Raw genomic sequence first — 20085 nt, forward strand, 5'->3', positions numbered from 1 at the left:
GGGTCGCGCCCGCGGACAGCGGGCGGCGGCAGCAAAACGAAGCGGGAATGGTAACGCCGCGTCCGCCAGCGGGCCCCTGGGCGGGGCCGTGCTTCACAGCCAGCGACGCACCCGCTCGGTGTAGGCCTGATACTCGGCGCCGAAGCGGGCGCGCAGCACGCGTTCCTCCGGCAGGATCTGGAAGCGGGTGATGTAGGCCACGAAGGTCACCGGTCCGGCCCAGGGCCAGGCAGCCTGCAGGTGCACCGCCCAGGCCGACAGCAGCAGCACCAGACCCAGGTACATGGGGTTGCGGGTGAGACGGTAGATGCCGCCCGTGACCAGCACCGAGCTGTTCTGCGGCCGCAGCGGGTTGATGGTGGTGCGAACGCGCAGGAAGCGCGTCAGCCCGCTCAGGTCGCAGGCCAGGCCCGCCAGCACCAAGCTGGCCATCAGCGGCCAGGCGACGGCGCGCGGCCAGGGCAGGGCCGGCGGCCAGGCCGCACCGGCCTGCATGGCCCAGCCCAGCGCCAGGGCCAGCAGCGGTGGCGGCAGGCGGTGTTCCAGCCAGCGCATGGCGCTCAGCCCTTGGCCTGCAGGGCCTGGCCCAGGGCCTCGTCGATGGCCTTGGCGGCGGAGTAGGCCGGGCGGGCGACCAGGCGCGCGGCGTAGTCCTCGAACTCGGGCCGCTTGGGCAGGGTGCCGAACTGCATGCCCCAGATCAGGTGGGAGCCGACATACACGTCCGCCGCGGTGAAGCCCGGGCCGGCCACATAGGGGCCGCTGCTGACCGCGCCGGCAATCACCTCCACGGCACGCTCGTAGCTGCCGTAGCCGGCCATCACTTCCTGGCGCGGTGTCAGCTCCACCTTGAGCGTGCGGTCGATGATGGCCGCCTCCAGCGGGCCGGCCGCGAAGAACAGCCAGCGGTAGTAGGCCGCCCGCTCCGCGGGGGCCGGGGCCAGGCCGGCGGCCGGGAAGGCGTCGGCAAGATAGGCGCAGATGGCGGCGCACTCGGTCACCACCTGCCCGCGGTGAACCACGGTGGGCACTTTGCCCAGCGGGTTCAGGGCCAGGTAGTCCGGGGCCTTCATGGTGCTGCCGAAGTCCAGCAGCACCTGGCGGTAGGGCCGGCCCACCTCCTCCAGCATCCAGCGTGCGATCTGGCCGCGCGACCAGGGGTGGGTGTAGAGGACGAGCTCGGCGTCGGTGGCGTCGGTCACGGGCATGGTCGGTCCCTGGAAGTCGGTGAGGGGCCCATGATGCGCGGGCCCTGTGTCAAGGTCAAAGCCGCGGGGCTGAGCCTTCAGGGGCATCCAGCGGCGCGAAGCGCGGCTGCCATCGACCGTTCACCTCCACCTGTTCGACGAACATGGCGTAGGGCCGCACCCACCAGCCGGTGGCGTTGTAGAGGGGGCGGTAGACCACCAGCGGCGAGAGGTCTTCGCTGTGACGTGCCACGCCGATCACCTCGTATTCGCCGCCCTTGTAGTGGCGGTAACGGCCCAGGGGCAGGGTGGGCAGGGGCGGGAGATCGTCCAGGGGCAGGCTCATGGACGCAGTGTGCCTCAGCCTGTCTGCAGGAAGCGCAGCATGGCCACTTCCTCCACCGGCCGGCCGCCCAGTTCGAAGCGCTGCAGGCTGCCGGGGACTTCGGCAAAGCCGGCGGCCTCGTAGAAGCGGATGGCGCGCTGGTTGCCACGCAACACCCACAGCGAGACGCTGCGCAGGCCTTGAGCCTGCATCGTGCGCAGGGCGCATGCCATCAGCATCTGGCCCGCACCGCGACCCCAGTGGCCGGGTTGGGCATACAGGGCCCAGATCTCGCCGCGGTCTTCAGGGGCACCGCGGTCCCGGCAGGGGCCGTGGCTCAGGAAGGCCTGTGCGCGTCCCTCGTCGTCGCGGGCGACCCAGGTGGTGGATTCGCCTGCGGCGAGGATGCGCTGCCAGCTCAGGCAGCGTTCCTGCACCGACAGCCCGCTCAGGTAGGCCGCATCCAGCAGCCCCGCATAGGCCGCCTGCCAGGACTGCACATGGATGCGCGCCAGGTCGGGGATGTCGGCATCGGTGGGGGTGTCAAGGCGCATGGGACGGCATCGTAGCCGCCGGGCGGGCCAGGCTCAGGCCACTGCAGGGCTGTCCAGTTCCAGGGCCTCGCGCAGGCGGTCGAACTCGGTCTGCACCGCCTCGATGAGGGCCGCGTCGGCCTGCAGATCCAGCCCTGGCCCGAGCTGGGTGTCGTCCTCGCCCTGCCAGGTCAGCACATCCACGATGGACTGGCGCTGGGCATGCAACACGCGGAGGGTCTGGCATTCCGGGTCGTCCGCGGCGCCGGGGTGACGCAGGGCATACCAGATGGCCAGCGCAGCGCCGGTGGCCAGGCCCTCGATGGGTTGGCCCTGCTCCATCACCATGCGCAGGCTGCCCAGCACGCGCTCGTCGCGCTGCAGCTTGCGCAGCGGGTCGCGGCCGACGCGCTCACACGGGTCCTTGAAGGCATGGGCGCAGCGCTGGCGGAAGGTGCGCGCCAGCTCGGGGATGCGCTGGCGCTGCGCGGGGTAGAGCCGACCCAGCGCGGGCTGCAGCGCGCTGGCCAGCAGCTCGTCGAGCAGGGCCTGCACGCGGGCATCGCCCATGGCGTGGCCCACGGTGGCGTGGCCCAGCAGCGCGCCATACCAGGCGATGATGGCGTGAGGGCCATTCCACAGCCGGTTCTTCAGGGTCTGGATCTCGGTGATGTCGGGCACCGTCTCCACCTGGCGCAGGTGTTCCAGCAACTCGCTGCCGCGCTGGGCATAGAGGGCCATGTCCGATTCGCTGTTGAATAGCACCAGGTGCAGCTGGGCGAGGGCGCTGGCCGGCTCGCCCGCGTCGCGCAGCGAGCTGACGATGGGGGCCAGCGCATCGGCGTGCTCGGCCGGCACGGCGTTGGCCAGGGCCTCGGTGTCCAGCGTCGCCTGGCGCACCTGGGCCACATTGCGGGCGTACAGGTCGTGCTTGATGCGCAGCTGGCGCAGCAGGGCGTCCTCACTGAGCTTGCTGACGATGCGGGTCACCACGGTCTCGGTGAAGTCCGTCAGCTCCAGGATGCGCCAGCATTCGCGCGGGGACACCTGGCGCAGCAGCGCCGCCTCCACCTGGGCATGGACGAACTGCGCACCGCCCACCTTGTTGAGCACCACCAGCACCGTCAGGCTCTGGCTGTGCTGCCGGACGCGCGCCACCAGGCCCTGGGCGATCAGGTCGGCCTGGCCCGCGATGGCCTGTTCCGGCAGGCACAGCGCCACGATCTCGCAGTCGCGGTACATGCCGATCATCGCGGCCTCGTCGGCCGGGTCCACCATGTGCAGGCGCTGCACGGTCTGGTCGAAGGCGTGGCTGCCATAGCGCACGCTGTACTTGCCGAAGGCGGTGATGGCCTCGCGCAGCAGGGCGTTGCCGGTGGAGGCGATGATCTGCGCGGGGCGGGTGTAGCCATCCCAGTGCGAGAAGACCTGGGCCAGGTAGCCGCCGCCCATGGCACCGAAGCCGTGGATGCCGGCCTTGAGCTGGTTGATCGCCTGCGGGAAGGGCTCCGTCAGCGCGGGCATGGGCAGCTTGGGCGTGCAGGCCGCCAGGTCCAGCAGGAAGGAGCGCATGTTGGGGTGGCGGGCAAAGGCGCGCGCGGCCACCTCGGGAGCGGGCGGCTTGATGTCCTCGACCAGGATCACCAGGCCGCCGGCCTCGGCAGCCGAACGCACGCCGTTTTCCGAGTCCTCGAACATCAGGCTCTGGCCCGGCCGACTGTTGAGCGCGGCCGCCGCGCGCAGGAAGATCTCGGGATGGGGCTTGCCCTGCGTCACCTCGTCGCCGCAGACCAGCAGGTCGAAGTACTTGAACACGTTGGCGTTAATCAGGTACTCCTCGGCGATGGCCCGGCGGCTGGAGGTGGCCACTGCCATCTTCAGGCCCGAACGGCGCAGCCGCTCCAGCACCGGCAGCAGGCCCGGCTTGATGGGCACGCCGTGGGTGCGCACATGCTCCAGCTCCAGCTCGTCGGCCCGCTGACGGATGGCGGCATACGGGAAGTCCTCGCCGTAATGCTGCTTGGCCAGTGCTTCCGCCTTCTTGGCACTCAAGCCCAGGGACCCGATCAGCACCTCCTCCGTGAACGGTTGGCCGAACAGCTCCTGCGCGGCGCTCGAGAGCGTCTTGAACCGCAGGCGCTCGGTGTCGAACATGGTGCCGTCCATGTCGAAGATGGCGCTTTCGATGACGTGGTCCTTGAACTTCAGCATCCTGTGGGGGGTCCTTTCTGCTTGTCGTGGGTGGGCTACCGTGCAGCCGATGCCTGAATTTTACATTTGCATCAATATATATCGGCCGATGCGATCTGGATAACCCTATGCTGCGGTGCGACAAAAGGCTCGCGCGCCTTCGTGGACAGGACGCAGGTGGCGCAAGCGGTCGGTGGCGGTGGCGGCGTCGCGTGAAGCCGCCAACAGCGTGGTGAAGCAGTCGCCCTGGATCAGGACGGCCTTGGCCGGGGCCCTCAGCGGGTTTCCGGGGCAGGCAACCGGATTTCAGTCAGCTTCCAGTCGGCAAAGCCGCTGCGCTCGAACACCAGGCCCAACCGGTCCTCGGGCGCATCGGCCTGGCGGTGGCCGTAGACCACCAGGGTGTTCAGGTTCACCCGCTCCGACGTCCAGGTGACGGCGGGCTCCGCAGGGCGCCCTTCGCTGGGCTTGTCATGCCCCATCCGCGGCCGCAGCTCGGCCTCGGTCAGCGCCCGCATCACCATCTCGGGTTGCACCAGGGCGTCGATCAGCCGGTCGCCCAAGGCCATGCCCAGGGTGGTGCCCAGCGCCGCGCCGAGCTGGCCCAGCGCATCGTGGCTGCCGGCGTCGCCACCCATCTCCCGGGCCAGCTTGGCCGAGAACTGGCCTTTCAGGCTCTCGCGCAGGCGGGGGTAGTCGACGTGCGCATTCAGGCGGTCGGCGTCGCGGGCCTTGGCAGCGGCTTGCAGGGTGCGCAGGGCCAGGTAAGGAGAGGCGTACCAGTAGGCACCCAGGGCCAGGACGAGCGCCGCGACGAAGGCGGCCACAACTTTGGTCGGCATGGCGCCATTCTGACGCCTGGGCGTGCCGCATGTGACGAATCATTGGGCCTCGGCCAGGAGCCGCAGCAGCTGGTCGGCACGTTCGGCGGTCTTCGGGCCGTTGGCCTTGGCACGCTCGGCCAGGTTGCGGATGTCCGCCAGATGGGGCTTGAGCAAGGCCCGGTCCACGCGCAGCAGCACCGCGATGCAGTTGTAGAGGCCGTTGGCGTTGTTCAGGTTCGGTTCCGCATAGTTCAGCAGGGCCGGGATCAGCGCGGGGTCGCGGGCATGGCTGCTCATCAACTCCTCGTAGGCGGCACCTCGCACGGCGGCCGTGGGCGCATACAGCCGTGCCACCAGGGTGTCCAGGGGGGTGCCCGTGTCTCTTTGTCCGCCGGCCGGTGCCGCCGCGCGCAGGGCGATGTCCGCCGCGTTGACACTCTGCTGCAGGTTCTTCAAGGTGGAGGACAGCGCCGGGCTCTGGGTCTCCCGTTCGGCCGCAGCCAGTCTGTCGGAGATCTCGGCGTAGTCCCTCTTGGCGCCTTGCAGGCTCTTTTGCAACTCGCCGATCTCCCGAGACAAGGCGGTGCGGGAGGAGTTGAGTCTGTCCACGTCGGCCTGCGCGGCTGCCCGGGCCTTTTCTGCCGCGCTGGCTTCGGCCTTGAACTTCTCGGCCTTCACCTCGGCCAGCTGGAAGCCGGCGATGGCCGCCACCGCCCCCCCGATGCCCAGGACCATCGAGCCGATGAGCTTGATGGTTTCGGTGAGGGGCGTGGTGCGGCGCAGCACCTCGATCTCGGCCAGCACCTTCTGCCGTTGTGCCACGGCCAGCTCGATGTCGGCCTGTTCCTTGGTGGTTTGCGTCATGTGGCCTCCTGCAGGAGCCCAACGCCCGGGAACTGGCGGCGCCGGCGAATGGCGTAAAGACTAGCGGGGGCAGCGCCGCTTGACCATCCCCCGCGGCCTCAGGGCGCCATGCCGCGCCGGGTCTCCGGCAGGCCGTCGTGGGGCCCCTGCGCGTGAGGGGGCACGTCGTCCCACCACAGGGCCGCGGGCAGATCCTGCCGGCGGGAGGGGTTGCGCGGATAGAAGATCCGGTTTGTGGCGCGGGCCACGTCGCCGCCCACCAGCAGCAGGGCCTCGCGGTCGCCGTTGTTGATGAAGCAGTGCGAGATGCCGGTGCCCGCGGGGAAGGCCGCCAGATCGCCGGCCTTCATCGGGTGCAGGTGCCCGTCGATCCAGGCCTGCACCTCGCCCTCGATCACATAGACGAACTCCTCTTCGTCCGACTCTGCATGCGGCCAGGACGAACGCGTGCCGGGGGGCAGGCGCTGCAGGTTGATGCCAATGCGCTGCAGGCCGGCCGCGGCGCCCAGGGCACGCATGGGGCCCATGGCTTCCGTGCTTTGGGGGTAGACGTGGGCGTGTTCGGGGACGCTGTGGGCGGAGACGATGAATTCGGGGCGGTCTTGCATGCGGTTCCTCATGCGGGTGGGATGCGGTACGGTCCTGGCACAGGTCGTCCGGATGGCCAACGGTAAGCCAGTACCGTCTCCAGGGGGTAACGGTGTTCCTGCACGGCTCCCAGCTGGTTGCCACCCAGCAGCACGACGTCCTGAAGCTCATGCCGCAGGTAGTACCCGACATGGCCTTTCCAGCTTTCCCGGGATTCGCGCCAGAGCACGACGACGCAACCGGGCACTGGCACATCGAGCGCCTCGCCCCAGTCCAGCCAGGAGCGGGCGAGGGCCGAGCCCGTGCCCCGCACACCGCACCGTTCGAAACACCAGTTGACGAAGGAAGAACACCACGACACCTTGTCGTCATAGCCGGCAATGTTGGTGCCCGCGTGGTAGGCCGTGATACGCGGGTTGCTGCTGCCGGGCGGATGGGCATGCACACCCTGCTCGGCCGCGGCGATGGCGAGCCAGGGGGCATTCATGAGGCTTCCTGCTCCGCCAGAAAGACATTGATGCGCGAGGCCAGGAAGACCGGCGTCTCCAGCATCGGGTAGTGGCCTGCGCTGACCACCTGTTCAAAGCGCAGCTTCGGGTAGCAGGCACCGAAGGAGCGGCGCAGCGCTTCTTCGCGGTAGACGGGGATGTCGTGTTCGCCGTGCAGCACCAGCATGGGCGTGGGCCAGCCCTGGACGTCCCGCTGGAAGTCGGTGCCGGTGAACATCTGCAGGTAGCCGAGGCGCGCCTGCTCGGTGGAGCGCTGGCGCGACTTGTTCAGCTTGAAGTCCAGCCACGGGCGGGTGTGGCGGTGGCCCGTGCGTGCCGCAATGGCCGCGCGGGCGGCGTCGTCCTCGGTGGCCACGGCCCGCAGCTGTGCCCGAGCCGTGTCATCGGCAGGGAAGCCTGCGGCAAAGACCGGTGTGATGGCGACCAGGGACCGGACCCGGGTAGGCGCCAGCCAGGCGATGCGCTGGGCGATCAAGGCCGACATGGAGTGGCCGATCAGGTGGAAGCGCGGCGCCTCCAGCGCATCGGCCAAGGCGAGGATGTCCTGGCAGGCTTCGTCGAGGGTGTGCGTGCCCGCCTGTGCCATGGACAGGCCATAACCCCGAAGATCGGCAAAGCAGAAGCGGTGCGCCGTGGTGTCGAGGTAGGGGCGCAGCGGATCGTAGTTGGAGCTGTCGCCCAGCCATTCGTGCATGACCATGACCAGCGAAGGACCGGAGCCGAGCAGGGTGTGGCCGAGCAGCATGGGTATTCGCGGTGAATCGGGTGATGGGGCGGCGGTTCAAGGCCGGGTCATCGGCGGGTCATCGCCGTCTTTGGGCATCACGGTCGAACTTGCGCCAGTGCTGGAACTCGTCCTCGTGGATTTCGATGTCCAGCGCCATCACCCGGGCCTGCAGCCGCTCCTGGACATCCGTGACCGCCTGGTTGTAGATCGAGGGATCGATCTCCTCCAGGAAAAATCCCGGCCAAGCCCCCGCCGCGATGTTGCCGATCGGTTCATCCATGTTCTCCCGGCAGTACCGCTCGATGGAGGCGATCGCGTCCTTGCGTGCGTCCTTGTTCAGCGCGATGGTCATGTGGGGCTCCCCGGGGTGCTTGGAAAGGAATCACGGGATCACGCCGGCGTGCCCGGCATGTACAAGACCCCCCACCCATGCCCATCCAGATCCACGAAGCTGTGCGAGTACATGAAGCCCAGGTCCTCCGGCTGATCGTAGGTGCTGCCGCCGGCGGCCAGGGCCTTGGCCACCAGGGCGTCCACTTCCTCCTTGCTGTCACAGCTCAGCGAGATCAGCACCTCCACGGCCCGCGAGGTGTCGCAGACCTCCTTGGGGGTGAAGGTCTTGAACCGGGCGTGGGTGGTCAGCATCAGCCAGATGGTGTCGCTGATGACGAGGCCCGCGCCCGTGTCGTCACTGAACTCCGGCTTGCGGGTGAAGCCCAGGGCCTCGAAGAAGGCCACGGAGCGGGGCAGGTCAGCGACCGGGAGGTTGAGGAAGATCTGGCGGCTCATGGCGGGCTCCCCGTTGGATGATGCCGGCCATCATGCCTGCTGTCGTCCGTGGTCGCAGTGGCGGCAACCCGTGTCTGTGCCTCAGAAGAGGAAGTAGCGCTGCGCCATCGGCAGCACCGTGGCGGGCTCGCAGGTCAGCAGCTGGCCATCGGCGCGCACGGCATAGGTCTGCGCGTCGATCTCCATCACCGGGGCGTAGTGGTTGTGCACCATGCCGGCCTTGTTGATGCTGCGGCAGCCCTTCACGGCGGCCAGATGCTTGTGCAGGCCGTAGCTCTCGGCGGCGCCGTTCTTCAGCGCCGCCTGGCTGACGAAGGTGAGCGAGCCGCGCGAGAGGGCGCCGCCGAAGGCGCCGAACTGCGGGCGGTAGTGCACCGGCTGCGGGGTGGGGATGCTGGCGTTGGGGTCGCCCATGGCCGCCATGGCGATGAAGCCGCCCTTGAGCACCAGGCTGGGCTTGACGCCGAAGAAGGCCGGCTTCCAGAACACCAGGTCGGCCCACTTGCCCACGGCCACGCTGCCCACCTCGTGGCCGATGCCGTGGGCGAGCGCGGGGTTGATGCTCAGCTTGGCGATATAGCGCTTGAGGCGGGCGTTGTCGCTGCGGGCGGGGTCGTCCGGCAGCTTGCCGCGCTGGGCCTTCATCTTGTGGGCCGTCTGCCAGCAGCGGATGACCACCTCGCCCACCCGGCCCATGGCCTGGCTGTCGGAGCTGAACATGCTGATCGCGCCCAGGTCGTGCAAGATGTCCTCGGCGGCGATGGTCTCGCGGCGGATGCGGCTTTCGGCAAAGGCCAGGTCCTCGGCGATGGAGGCGTCCAGGTGGTGGCACACCATCAGCATGTCCAGGTGCTCGTCCAGCGTGTTGACGGTGAACGGGCGCGTGGGGTTGGTGGAGCTGGGCAGCACATTGGCCTCGCCCACCACCTTCATGATGTCCGGCGCGTGGCCACCACCCGCACCCTCGGTGTGGAAACTGTGGATGGTGCGGCCCTTGAAGGCGGCGATGGTGTCCTCCACGAAACCGCTCTCGTTGAGCGTGTCGGTGTGGATGGCCACCTGCACGTCGGTCTCTTCGGCCACGCTCAGGCAGCAGTCGATGGCCGCCGGGGTGGTGCCCCAGTCCTCGTGCAGCTTCAGGCCGATGGCGCCGGCCTCGACCTGCTGGCGCAGGGCCTCGGGCCGGCTGGCGTTGCCCTTGCCCAGAAAGCCCAGGTTCATCGGGAAGGCGTCGGCCGCTTCCAGCATGCGGCGCAGGTTTTCCGGCCCCGGGGTGCAGGTGGTGGCGAAGGTGCCGGTGGCCGGGCCGGTGCCGCCGCCGATCATGGTCGTCACACCGCTGGCCAGGGCCTCCTCGATCTGCTGCGGGCAGATGAAGTGGATGTGGGTGTCGATGGCGCCGGCGGTGACGATCATGCCTTCGCCGGCGATGATCTCGGTGCCCGGGCCGATGACGATGTCCACGCCCGGCTGCACGTCGGGGTTGCCGGCCTTGCCGATGGCCACGATGCGCTGGCCCTTGATGCCGATGTCGGCCTTGACGATGCCCCAGTGGTCCAGGATGACGGCGTTGGTGACCACGCAGTCGCAGGCCTCGTGCGGGCCGGGGCCGTTGACGACCTGGCTCTGGCCCATGCCGTCGCGGATGGTCTTGCCGCCGCCGAACTTCACCTCCTCGCCGTAGCCGCCGGCCCGCAGGGTGTAGTCCTGCTCGACTTCCAGGATCAGGTCGGTGTCGGCCAGGCGCAGGCGGTCGCCCACGGTGGGGCCGAACATCTCGGCGTAGGCGCGTTTGCCCAGGGTGCTCATGTCAGAGGGCTCCTTGCACCAGGCCACGGAAGCCGTAGACGGTGCGCTGGCCGGCGTAGTCCACCAGCTCCACGGTGCGTTGCTGGCCGGGCTCGAAGCGCACGGCGGTGCCGCTGGCGATGTTCAGCCGCATGCCGCGGGCGGCCTCACGGTCGAAGCGCAGGCCGGCGTTGGTTTCGGCGAAGTGGTAGTGCGAGCCGACCTGGATGGGGCGGTCGCTGGCGTTTTCCACCACCAGGGTGAGGGTGCGGCGGCCGGGGTTGACCTCCAGTTCGCCGTCGTCGGTGATGAGTTCTCCGGGGACCATGGTGTGGGGCGGAAGAAGTGGGGGAAGGGTGTGCACCGTGATGGTGCGTTGGTCCGTCGCTCAGGCAATGGGCTGGTGCACGGTGACCAGCTTGGTGCCATCGGGGAAGGTGGCCTCCACCTGGATCTCGGGGATCATCTCGGCCACCCCCTCCATCACCTGGTTGCGCTGCAGCACGGTCTTGCCTTCGCTCATCAGCGCCGCCACGGTCTTGCCGTCGCGGGCGCCTTCCAGGATGGCGGCGGTGATCAGGGCCACGGCCTCGGGGTAGTTGAGCTTCAGGCCCCGGGCCAGGCGGCGCTCGGCCAGCAGGGCGGCGGTGAAGATCAGCAGCTTGTCTTTCTCGCGGGGGGTCAGTTCCATCCGGTTCTCCAGCGGCCGGGCGCGGCGCGCGCGCAGCCATCGGGTCAGTATCCAGCAAGCGGGGTGCCATGGGGCATCCGGTCACCAGCACGGTGCATCCCTGCCACGCCAGGGCTTGGTGCCATCACGGGCCTGAGGCAAGATCGGTCTGTCCGGACCCTCCGGATGTTCCCGGAACTCTGAAAGGACCCGCATGCCTGCCCCGCCCGTCGCCCCCTCCGTCATGTCGGCCAGGCGGGCGGTGCGCGACGAGTGGTGGCGTGGCGCGGTCGTCTACCAGATCTACCCCCGCAGCTTCGCCGACAGCAACAACGACGGCGTGGGGGATTTGCGGGGCATCACCGAGCACCTGGCCTACGTGGCCCACCTGGGGGTGGATGCCATCTGGATCTCCCCCTTCTTCAAGTCGCCGATGGCCGATTTCGGCTACGACGTGGCCGATTACCGGCAGGTGGACCCGCTGTTCGGCACCTTGGCCGATTTCGACGCCCTGATCGCCCAGGCCCACGCGCTGGGACTGAAGGTGATGATCGACCAGGTGCTTTCCCACACCTCCACCGAGCACGCCTGGTTCCAGGAGAGCCAGGTCAGCCGCGACAACCCCCGTGCCGACTGGTATGTCTGGGCCGACCCGCAGCCCGACGGCACGCCGCCCAACAACTGGCTGAGCGTCTTCGGCGGCCCGGCCTGGCACTGGGACAGCCAGCGGCGGCAGTACTACCTGCACAGCTTCCTGGCCAGCCAGGCCGATCTGAACTTCCACCACCCCGCCGTGCAGGAGGCCCTGCTGGGCGAGGTGCGCTTCTGGTGCGAGCGCGGGGTGGATGGCTTCCGCTTCGACGCCTGCAACCACCAGTTCCATGACCGGGCCCTGCGCAGCAACCCGCCGGCCAGCGCGGCCGAACAGGCCGAGGTCAGCACGGTGCGGCCCGACAACCCCTACGCCATGCAGCGCCATCTGCACGACAAGACCCAGCCGGAGAACCTGGCCTTCCTGGAGCGCCTGCGGGCGCTGCTGGACGAGTACGGCGCCGCCAGCATCGGCGAGGTGGGCGACGAACACCCGCTGCCGGTGATGGCCGACTACACCGAGGCCGGCAAGCGCCTGCACATGGCCTACAGCTTCGCCCTGCTGACGCCCGAGGCCTCCGGCCCGCACATCCGCGAGCAGGTGCAGGGACTGGAAGCCGAGCTGGCCCGCACTGGGGGCTGGGGTTGCTGGGCCCTGTCCAACCACGACGTGCCCCGGGTGGCCAGCCGCTGGGCCCCGCATGGCCAGCCGGACGACGCCCTCTCGGCCACCCTGCTGGCGCTGCTGCTCACGCTCAAGGGCAGTGTCTGCCTGTACCAGGGCGAGGAGCTCGGCCTGCCGGAGGCCGACATCCCCTTCGCGCGCCTGCAGGACCCCTATGGCAAGGCCTTCTGGCCGCGCTTCAAGGGGCGCGACGGTTGCCGCACCCCCATGCCCTGGTGGCGCGATGCGGTGAACGCCGGCTTCAACACCGGGGCCGAGCCCTGGCTGCCCCTGGGCGCGGACCACGCGCAGCGGGCGGTGGATGTGCAGGAGTCGAACCCGGCCAGCGTGCTGGCCCGGGCGCGGGCCCTGCTGGCCTGGCGCCGCCGCGAGGCGGTGCTGCGCCAGGGCGAGATCCGCTTCCACCATGCCCCCGGCCAGCATGCCCTGCTGTTCGAGCGGCTGCTGCCGGGCCAGGCGCCCCTCGTGCTGGCCTTCAACCTGGGCGGGCGGGCGCTGGACATTCCCCTGCCGGACACCCTGGGGGGGCTGTCGGCGCTGCCCGGCACCCCGCTGCCCATGGCCCAGCTCAGCCCCGATGGGCGCGGCTGGCATCTGCCGCCGCACAGCGCGGCCGTGGCCACCCGCTGATTCGCGGACCGTCCCCATGCCACCAGTCGCCCACGGAACCCTGCACGGTGCCCCCGATCCGGCCACCGTCCAGGCCCTGCAGAACGCCGAGCACGGCGACCCCTTCTCGGTGCTGGGCCCCCACACCGACCGCGAAGGCACCGCGCTGCGGGTGCTGCTGCCGGGGGCCCGGCAGGTGGCCGTCACCGACGCCGAGAACCGCTGGCTGGCCGACCTGGCCCAGGTGCCCGGCTCGGACCTGTGGTGCGTCAAGCTGCCCCGCTTGCCGGGCACCTACCGCCTGCGGGTGGACTGGGGCCAGGGGCCGGTGGTGATGGAGGACGCCTACCGCTACGACAGCCAGTTGCGCGGCGCCGAGCTGTGGTGGCTGGCCGAAGGCACCCACCTGCGTCCCTACGAAGCCCTGGGCGCCCACCCGCTGGTGGTGGAGGGCGTGGCGGGGGTGCGCTTTGCCGTCTGGGCGCCCTCGGCCCGACGGGTCTCGGTGGTGGGCAGCTTCAACCAGTGGGATGGCCGCCGCCACCCCATGCGCCTGCACCCGGGCGCAGGCATCTGGGACATTTTCGTGCCCCAGGCGGCCGAGGGCGACCACTACCGCTTCGAGGTGCTGGGGCGCGACGGCGTGATGCGCCAGAAGGCCGACCCCTACGCCAACCGGGCCGAGCTCAGGCCCGGCACCGCCTGCATCGTGCAGCGCCTGCCTGCCGGCGTGCCGCTGGACGCCGAGCGGGCCCGGGCCAACGCGCTGGACGCCCCCATCAGCATCTACGAGGTGCACCTGGGCTCCTGGCGGCGCGGGCCGGATGGCCGCTGGCTGAGCTACACCGAACTGGCCGAGCAGCTCGTCGCCTATGCGGCGGAGATGGGCTTCACCCACCTGGAGCTGCTGCCGGTGCAGGAGCACCCCTTCGACGGCTCCTGGGGCTACCAGCCGGTGGGCCTGTACGCCCCCACCGCGCGCTTCGGTCGGCCGGAGGAGTTCAAGGCCTTCGTCGACGCGGCCCATGCGGCGGGCCTGGGTGTCATCCTGGACTGGGTGCCGGCCCATTTCCCCACCGACGAACACGGGCTGGCCTGGTTCGACGGCACCTGCCTCTACGAGCACCAGGACCGGCGCGAGGGCTATCACCCCGACTGGAACACCCTGATCTACAACTACGGCCGGGTGGAGGTGCGCAACTTCCTGATCGGTAATGCGCTGTACTGGATCGAGCGCTACGGCATCGACGGCCTGCGGGTGGACGCCGTGGCTTCCATGCTCTACCGCGACTACAGCCGCCGCGAGGGCGAGTGGATCCCCAACCGCTGGGGCGGACGCGAGAACCTGGAGGCCATCGAGTTCCTGCGCCGGCTCAACCGCACCATCGGTATCGAACGGCCCGGGGCGATGATGATCGCCGAGGAATCCACCGCCTTTCCCGGTGTGACCCGTCCCCCGTCCGACGACCTCCAGTCCGGCGGTCTGGGCTTCCACTTCAAGTGGAACATGGGCTGGATGAACGACACGCTGCGCTACCTGGCGCGCGAGCCCATCCACCGCTGCTGGCACCAGGACGAGATGCGCTTCTCGCTGATGTATGCCTTCAGCGAGAACTTCATGCTGCCCATCTCGCACGACGAGGTCGTGCACGGCAAGGGTTCGATGGTGGGCAAGATGCCCGGCGACACCTGGCAGCGCTTCGCCACGCTGCGCGCGGCCTATGGCTGGATGTGGGGCCACCCGGGCAAGAAGCTGCTGTTCATGGGCAACGAGATCGGCCCCTGGGAAGAGTGGAACGCCGACGCCGGTCTGCCCTGGCATCTGCTGGCCCATGCACCGCACGCGGGCCTGCAGCGCCTGGTGCGCGACCTGAATCGGGTGCTGCGTCACCACCCCGCGCTGTACCGGCTGGACCACGACTCGGCCGGCTTCCAGTGGCTGCGCCATGACGACGCCGCCCACGCGGTGCTGGCCTGCGAACGCCGCGCCGTGCCGGGGGCGGCCGACGGGCAGCGGGTGGTCGTCATTGCCCATTTCACGCCCGAGGTCTGCCACGGCTACCGCCTGGGCCTGCCACCGCTGCCGGCCGGCCAGCGCTGGACGCTGCTGATCAACACCGACGACGTGGTCTATGGCGGCAGCGGCGTCTCGCCCGGCCCGCTGGTGGTGGAGGACATGCCCAGCGATGGCTGGCCCACCTCGGTGCGTCTGACGCTGCCGCCGCTGGCCACCGTGATGCTGGTGCCGCAGGCCGTGTCCGAGGAAGGGCAGGGGTGACCATGCGACACGCCGAAGCCATGCAAGCCCTGCCGCCCGGCGACCCCCACCACCTGGGCGCCCACCCGGTGGCCGGGGGCGTGCAGTTCGCCGTCTGGGCGCCGGAGGCCGAGGCCGTCTGGCTGTGCCTGTTCGACGACAGCGGCCGCCACGAGCTGCAGCGCCTGCCGGTGCCGCATGTCCACCTGGGCATCTGGCACGCCACCGTGCCCGGCGTGGGCCCGGGCCAGGTCTATGGCTGGCGCGCGGCCGGCCCCTGGCAACCGGCGCAGGGCCTGCGCTTCAACCCGCAACGCCTGCTGCTGGACCCCTATGCCCATGCGGTGGTGGGCCGCTACGCCGGCGAGCTGGACCGCTATCTGGACTTCGACCCGGTCGACCCGCGCCGGCCCCATCCGCAGGACAACGGCGACATCGCCCTCAAGGCCCGGGTGCAGGCGCCGGCTCGTGCGCCGGTGGTGGACGTGCCACCGGTGCCGCTGGGCCACCGGGTGGTGGCCGAGGTGCATGTGCGCAGCGCCACGGCCTTGCACCCCGAGGTGCCCGAGGCCCTGCGCGGCACCTACGCCGGCCTGGCCCATCCGGCCCTGATCGCCCACTGGAAGGCGCTGGGCGTGACCACGCTGGAGCTGATGCCGGTGCAGGCGCGGGCCGACGAAGCCCGGCTGCAGCGCCAGGGCCTGTCCAACCACTGGGGCTACACGCCCATCGGCTTCATGGCGCCGGAGCCGCGCTATGCCAGCGGGCAGGGCGGGCTGAGCGCGGCCGAGGAGCTGCGTCAGGCGATTGCGACCTTGCGCAGGGCGGGCTTCGAAGTGGTGCTGGACATGGTGTTCAACCACAGCGCCGAAACCGACCTGCAGGGGCCCTGCCTGAGCCTCAAGGGGCTGGCCAACCGCCACTGGTACCGCCACGACCCGAAGCAGCCGGGCGCCTACCTGGACTGGAGCGGCTGCGGCAACACCCTGAACCTGGGCGAGCCGATGGTGCTGCGCATGGTCATCGACGCGCTGCGGCACTGGGTGCAGAGCTACGGGGTGGACGGATTCCGCTTCGATCTGGCCCCCGCGCTGGGGCGGGACGACCAGGGCCGCTACAGCCCGGGTGCGGCCTTCTTCGGCGCCTGGCAGACCGACCCGGTGCTGCGGCGCTGCCTGATGATCGCCGAGCCCTGGGACCTGGGGCCCGAGGGCTACCAGCTGGGCCATTTCCCGGTGGGCTGGTTCGAATGGAACGACCAGGCCCGCGATGGCTGGCGCGCCTACTGGCTGCGCCCCGAGGACCGACGGGCCGACCGGGCCGAGCTGGCCAACCGGCTGGCCGGCTCCAGCGACCGCTTCCGCCACGACCCCAAGCGCCCGCGCCGCCCGGCGGCCAGCCTGAACTTCATCACCGCGCACGACGGCTTCACCCTGCGCGACCTGCTGAGCTACAACCAGCGTCACAACCTGGCCAATGGCGAGGGCAACCGCGACGGCCACCACGAGAACCTGAGCTGGAACTGCGGCACCGAAGGCCCCAGCCACGACCCGGCGGTGCTGGTGCTGCGCGGGCGGCTGCAGCGCGCGCTGCTGGCCACGCTGCTGCTCTCGCGCGGCACGCCCATGCTGCTGATGGGCGACGAGCTGGGCCACAGCCAGCAAGGCAACAACAACGCCTACTGCCAGGACAGCGCGCTCACCTGGCTGGACTGGACCGCACCCGACAGCCGCAGCCTGGCGGCCTACATCGCCCGGCTGACCCAGCTGCGCCGCTGCGACACCGCCCTGCGCGGCGACCTGTGGCTGCACGGCCGGCCCGGCCCCGACGGACTGCCCGATGTGCGCTGGCTGCGCCCGGACGGCGCTCCGCTGGCCGCGGCCGACTGGCACGACCGGCACGACCGGGCCCTGACGGTGCAGCTGGCCCCGCCGGGGGCCGACCACGAGACCCTGCTGCTGTTCAACCCGACGGGGTCGGACCGCCTGTTCACCCTGCCGCCGCTCAGCCGGGGGCCGGCCTGGATCGGCCGCCTGGACAGCCGCCATGCCCTGGGCCAGCCGCCCGAGGGCCAGCATCCGCCCGGCCCCTTCTCGGTGCCCGCCCACAGCGTGCAGCTGCTGTGCAGCCACGCCCTGACCGAGACCACCGCGCACGGTGGCCCGACCTGATCTGACCTTCCTGGAGAGAGACGAGATGGACCTCAACCGCAGTGCCGAAACCCGCTGGCTGGCCCGGCGCACCATGGCGCTGGTGCTGGCCGGCGGACGTGGCTCGCGCCTCATGAACCTCACCGACAACCGGGCCAAGCCGGCGGTGCACTTCGGCGGCAAGTTCCGCATCATCGACTTCGCGCTGTCCAACTGCGTGAACTCGGGTTTTCGCCGCATCGGCGTGGTCACCCAGTACAAGTCGCATTCGCTGCTGCGCCACCTGCAGCGCGGCTGGAGCTTCATGCGCAGCGAGATGGGTGATTTCGTCGACCTGCTGCCGGCCCAGCAGCGCGTCAACGAGGTGGACTGGTACCGCGGCACCGCCGATGCCGTCTGGCAGAACCTGGACATCGTGCGCGACATGCAGCCGCAGTACGTGGTCATCCTGGCGGGCGACCATGTCTACAAGATGGACTACTCCATCATGCTGGCCGACCATGTGGCCAGCGGCCGCGGGGTGACGGTGGGCTGCATCGAGGTGCCCCGGCTGGAGGCCTCCGGCTTCGGCGTGATGGCGGTGGACGAGCAGCGCAGCGTCACCAGCTTCGTCGAGAAGCCGGCCGACCCGCCGCCCATGCCCGGCCAACCGGCACTGTCGCTGGCCAGCATGGGCATCTACATCTTCAATGCCGACTACCTCTACCGCCTGCTCGACGAGGACGCCCGGGATCCGGCCTCGGACCACGACTTCGGCAAGAACCTGATCCCCAAGGCGGTGAGCGAGGGCCAGGCCCTGGCGCACCCCTTCTCGATGTCGGCCATCGCCAACCCGCCGTATTCGCGGGCCTACTGGCGCGACGTGGGCACGGTGGACGCCTACTGGGCCGCCAACCTGGACCTGGCCTCCACCACGCCCGAACTGAACATGTACGACCGGGACTGGCCGATCTGGACCTACCAGGAACAGCTGCCGCCGGCCAAGTTCGTGCACAACCAGGATGGCCGCCGCGGCGAAGCCATCGATTCGCTGGTCTCCGGCGGCTGCATCGTCTCCGGGGCCACGGTGCTGAACTCGGTGCTGTTCTCCAATGTGCTGATACGCTCCTACAGCCAGCTGGAGCGCACCGTGGTGCTGCCCGATGTGCAGGTCAACCGCCATTGCCGCATCCGCAACGCGGTGATCGACCGCCGCTGCAAGCTGCCCGAGGGCCTGGTGGTCGGCGAGGACCCGGAACTGGACGCCAAGCGCTTCTACCGCAGCCCCGGCGGCGTGGTGCTCGTCACCCGCGCCATGCTGGACAAGCTCTGAAGAAGGAGGGCGCATGCGCGTCTTGCAGGTCTGTGCCGAGATTTATCCCCTGTTGAAGACCGGCGGGCTGGCCGATGTGGCCGGCGCGCTGCCGGCCGCGCTCCAGGGCGCGGGTGCCGAGGTGCGGGTGCTGCTGCCCGGCTTCGAGGCGGTGATGGCCGGCTTGAAGGAGCCGGTGACGGTGGGTGAACTGGCCCCCCATGGCGGCGTGCCGGGCGCGCGGCTGCTCTATGGCGAACTGCCGTCCGTGGGCTGCCGCGCCTATGTGGTGGACGCCCCGGCGCTCTACCAGCGGCCCGGCGGGCCCTATGCCGACGCCCAGCAGCAGCCCTATGCCGACAACCACCTGCGCTTCGCCCGCCTGGGCTGGGCCGCGGCCGAACTGGCCGGCGGGATCGACGGCTACTGGCGGCCCGAGCTGGTGCATGCCCATGACTGGCATGCCGCGCTGGCGCCCGCCTGCATGAAGGCCATGGGGGTGCCGGTGGCTTCGGTCTTCACCATCCACAACCTGGCTTACCAGGGCAGCTTCGATGCGCGGCACTTCGGTGAGCTGGGCCTGCCGCTGCACTTCTTCAACCCCGAGGGCCTGGAGTTCCACGGCGCGTTGAACTTCATGAAGGCCGGCCTCTTCTATGCCGACCGCATCAGCACCGTCAGCCCCAGCTACGCCCGAGAGATCCAGTCGCCCGAGCAGGGCATGGGGCTGGACGGCCTGCTGCGCCGGCGCAGCGCGGTGCTGCACGGCATCCTGAACGGCGTGGACGACGCGGTGTGGAACCCCGCCAAGGACCCGCTGATCGCCGCGCCCTTCGATGGGCTGAAGCTGGCCGGCAAGGCCCGCAACAAGGCGGCGCTGCAGAAGCTGCTGGGCCTGGCCCCGGTGCCCGATGTGCCGCTGTTCGTGGTGGTCAGCCGCCTGACCGAGCAGAAGGGCCTGCACCTGGTGCTGGAGACCCTGCCCAAGCTGGCCGCCCGCGGCGGCCAGTTCGCCCTGCTGGGCAGCGGGGACGTCGGCATGGAAGCTGCATTCCGCGATCTGGCCGGCCGCTGGCCCGATTCGGTGGGGGTGCGCATCGGTTACGACGAGTCCCTGGCCCACCAGATGGTGGCCGGGGGCGACGTGATCATGGTGCCGTCCCGTTTCGAGCCCTGCGGCCTGACCCAGCTCTACGGCCTGCGCTATGGCGCGCTGCCGCTGGTGCGCCGCGTGGGCGGGCTGGGCGACACCGTGACCGACTGTTCCCTGGAGGCCCTGGATGAGGGACGTGCCACCGGCTTCGTGTTCGATGCCTTCGACGAGGCGGGTCTGGACGCGGCCGTGCGACGGGCCTTCGCGCTCTACCGCCGCAAGCGGGACTGGGTGTCCGTCCAGCGCACCGCGATGGCGCAGCACCACGATTGGGCGGTGGCTGCCCAGGGCTATCTGGCCATGTACCGTGCCGCCCTGGGCCGCTGAGGCCATTTCCACCTGAACCGAGGAGCCG

20 protein-coding genes are annotated in these 20085 nt (G+C 70.1%); 5 read left to right on the plus strand and 15 right to left on the minus strand.

All coding sequences use genetic code 11. The annotated features are described in order from the left end of the window. Positions 1-93 precede the first annotated feature (93 nt). From LRM40_RS05645 to LRM40_RS05715, 15 genes are all read right to left on the minus strand, one after another. Complete coding sequence (locus tag LRM40_RS05645; protein ID WP_151123493.1) at positions 94-555, minus strand: methyltransferase family protein; 462 nt, start codon at positions 553-555, stop codon at positions 94-96. 5 nt (positions 556-560) lie between these two features. Further along, positions 561-1208, minus strand: a complete 648-nt coding sequence (locus tag LRM40_RS05650) for a glutathione S-transferase family protein (RefSeq protein WP_151123494.1) — start codon at positions 1206-1208, stop codon at positions 561-563. A gap of 55 nt (positions 1209-1263) precedes the next feature. After that, positions 1264-1533 carry a DUF1653 domain-containing protein gene (locus LRM40_RS05655; protein WP_211372959.1) on the minus strand — a complete coding sequence of 90 codons (270 nt, stop codon included), beginning with the start codon at positions 1531-1533 and terminating at the stop codon, positions 1264-1266. Between the two features lie 14 nt (positions 1534-1547). Further along, positions 1548-2066: a GNAT family N-acetyltransferase gene (locus LRM40_RS05660; protein WP_151123495.1), complete on the minus strand. Its 519-nt coding sequence runs from the start codon at positions 2064-2066 to the stop codon at positions 1548-1550. Positions 2067-2099: 33 nt separating this feature from the next. Further along, a complete protein-coding gene (mtlD, locus tag LRM40_RS05665) occupies positions 2100-4256 on the minus strand; it encodes a bifunctional mannitol-1-phosphate dehydrogenase/phosphatase (RefSeq protein WP_151123496.1) in 2157 nt (718 codons plus the stop codon). 254 nt (positions 4257-4510) lie between these two features. Then, complete coding sequence (locus tag LRM40_RS05670) at positions 4511-5077, minus strand: DUF2939 domain-containing protein (RefSeq protein WP_151123497.1); 567 nt, start codon at positions 5075-5077, stop codon at positions 4511-4513. A gap of 39 nt (positions 5078-5116) precedes the next feature. Beyond that, positions 5117-5923: a hypothetical protein gene (locus tag LRM40_RS05675; RefSeq protein WP_151123498.1), complete on the minus strand. Its 807-nt coding sequence runs from the start codon at positions 5921-5923 to the stop codon at positions 5117-5119. Positions 5924-6021: 98 nt separating this feature from the next. Next, complete coding sequence (locus LRM40_RS05680) at positions 6022-6531, minus strand: cupin domain-containing protein (protein ID WP_151123499.1); 510 nt, start codon at positions 6529-6531, stop codon at positions 6022-6024. A gap of 8 nt (positions 6532-6539) precedes the next feature. After that, on the minus strand, positions 6540-6998 hold the full coding sequence (locus tag LRM40_RS05685; RefSeq protein ID WP_151123500.1) for a TIGR02594 family protein: 459 nt from the start codon (positions 6996-6998) through the stop codon (positions 6540-6542). Next, entirely contained in the window at positions 6995-7765 is a 771-nt protein-coding gene (locus tag LRM40_RS05690) for an alpha/beta fold hydrolase (RefSeq protein WP_151123501.1), read from the minus strand. The genes LRM40_RS05685 and LRM40_RS05690 overlap by 4 nt, the downstream gene beginning before the upstream one ends. Positions 7766-7823: 58 nt before the next feature. Beyond that, a complete protein-coding gene (locus tag LRM40_RS05695) occupies positions 7824-8099 on the minus strand; it encodes a DUF2164 domain-containing protein (RefSeq protein WP_151123502.1) in 276 nt (91 codons plus the stop codon). A 38-nt stretch (positions 8100-8137) separates the two neighbouring features. Further along, positions 8138-8536, minus strand: coding sequence for a VOC family protein (locus LRM40_RS05700; protein WP_151123503.1), 399 nt, complete (start codon positions 8534-8536; stop codon positions 8138-8140). A gap of 81 nt (positions 8537-8617) precedes the next feature. Further along, positions 8618-10345: an urease subunit alpha gene (gene ureC, locus LRM40_RS05705; protein ID WP_151123504.1), complete on the minus strand. Its 1728-nt coding sequence runs from the start codon at positions 10343-10345 to the stop codon at positions 8618-8620. Between the two features lies 1 nt (position 10346). Continuing rightward, complete coding sequence (locus tag LRM40_RS05710; protein ID WP_151123505.1) at positions 10347-10652, minus strand: urease subunit beta; 306 nt, start codon at positions 10650-10652, stop codon at positions 10347-10349. 60 nt (positions 10653-10712) lie between these two features. Next, positions 10713-11015, minus strand: a complete 303-nt coding sequence (locus LRM40_RS05715) for an urease subunit gamma (protein WP_151123506.1) — start codon at positions 11013-11015, stop codon at positions 10713-10715. Positions 11016-11208: 193 nt separating this feature from the next. Between LRM40_RS05715 and LRM40_RS05720 the strand changes: the two genes are divergently transcribed. Genes LRM40_RS05720 through glgA form a run of 5 tightly spaced genes read left to right on the plus strand, consistent with a single transcriptional unit; the run spans position 11209 to position 20057 of the window. Then, positions 11209-12900, plus strand: coding sequence for an alpha-amylase family glycosyl hydrolase (locus LRM40_RS05720; protein WP_231067740.1), 1692 nt, complete (start codon positions 11209-11211; stop codon positions 12898-12900). A 16-nt stretch (positions 12901-12916) separates the two neighbouring features. After that, complete coding sequence (gene glgB / locus LRM40_RS05725; protein ID WP_151123507.1) at positions 12917-15157, plus strand: 1,4-alpha-glucan branching protein GlgB; 2241 nt, start codon at positions 12917-12919, stop codon at positions 15155-15157. A gap of 2 nt (positions 15158-15159) precedes the next feature. Then, on the plus strand, positions 15160-17307 hold the full coding sequence (gene glgX, locus LRM40_RS05730) for a glycogen debranching protein GlgX (protein ID WP_151123508.1): 2148 nt from the start codon (positions 15160-15162) through the stop codon (positions 17305-17307). A gap of 25 nt (positions 17308-17332) precedes the next feature. After that, positions 17333-18598, plus strand: a complete 1266-nt coding sequence (glgC, locus tag LRM40_RS05735; RefSeq protein WP_151123509.1) for a glucose-1-phosphate adenylyltransferase — start codon at positions 17333-17335, stop codon at positions 18596-18598. Between the two features lie 13 nt (positions 18599-18611). After that, on the plus strand, positions 18612-20057 hold the full coding sequence (gene glgA / locus LRM40_RS05740; protein WP_151123510.1) for a glycogen synthase GlgA: 1446 nt from the start codon (positions 18612-18614) through the stop codon (positions 20055-20057). Positions 20058-20085 lie beyond the last annotated feature (28 nt).

It is taken from the genome of Ideonella dechloratans (assembly GCF_021049305.1).
Taxonomy (GTDB): Bacteria; Pseudomonadota; Gammaproteobacteria; order Burkholderiales; family Burkholderiaceae_C; genus Ideonella; species Ideonella dechloratans.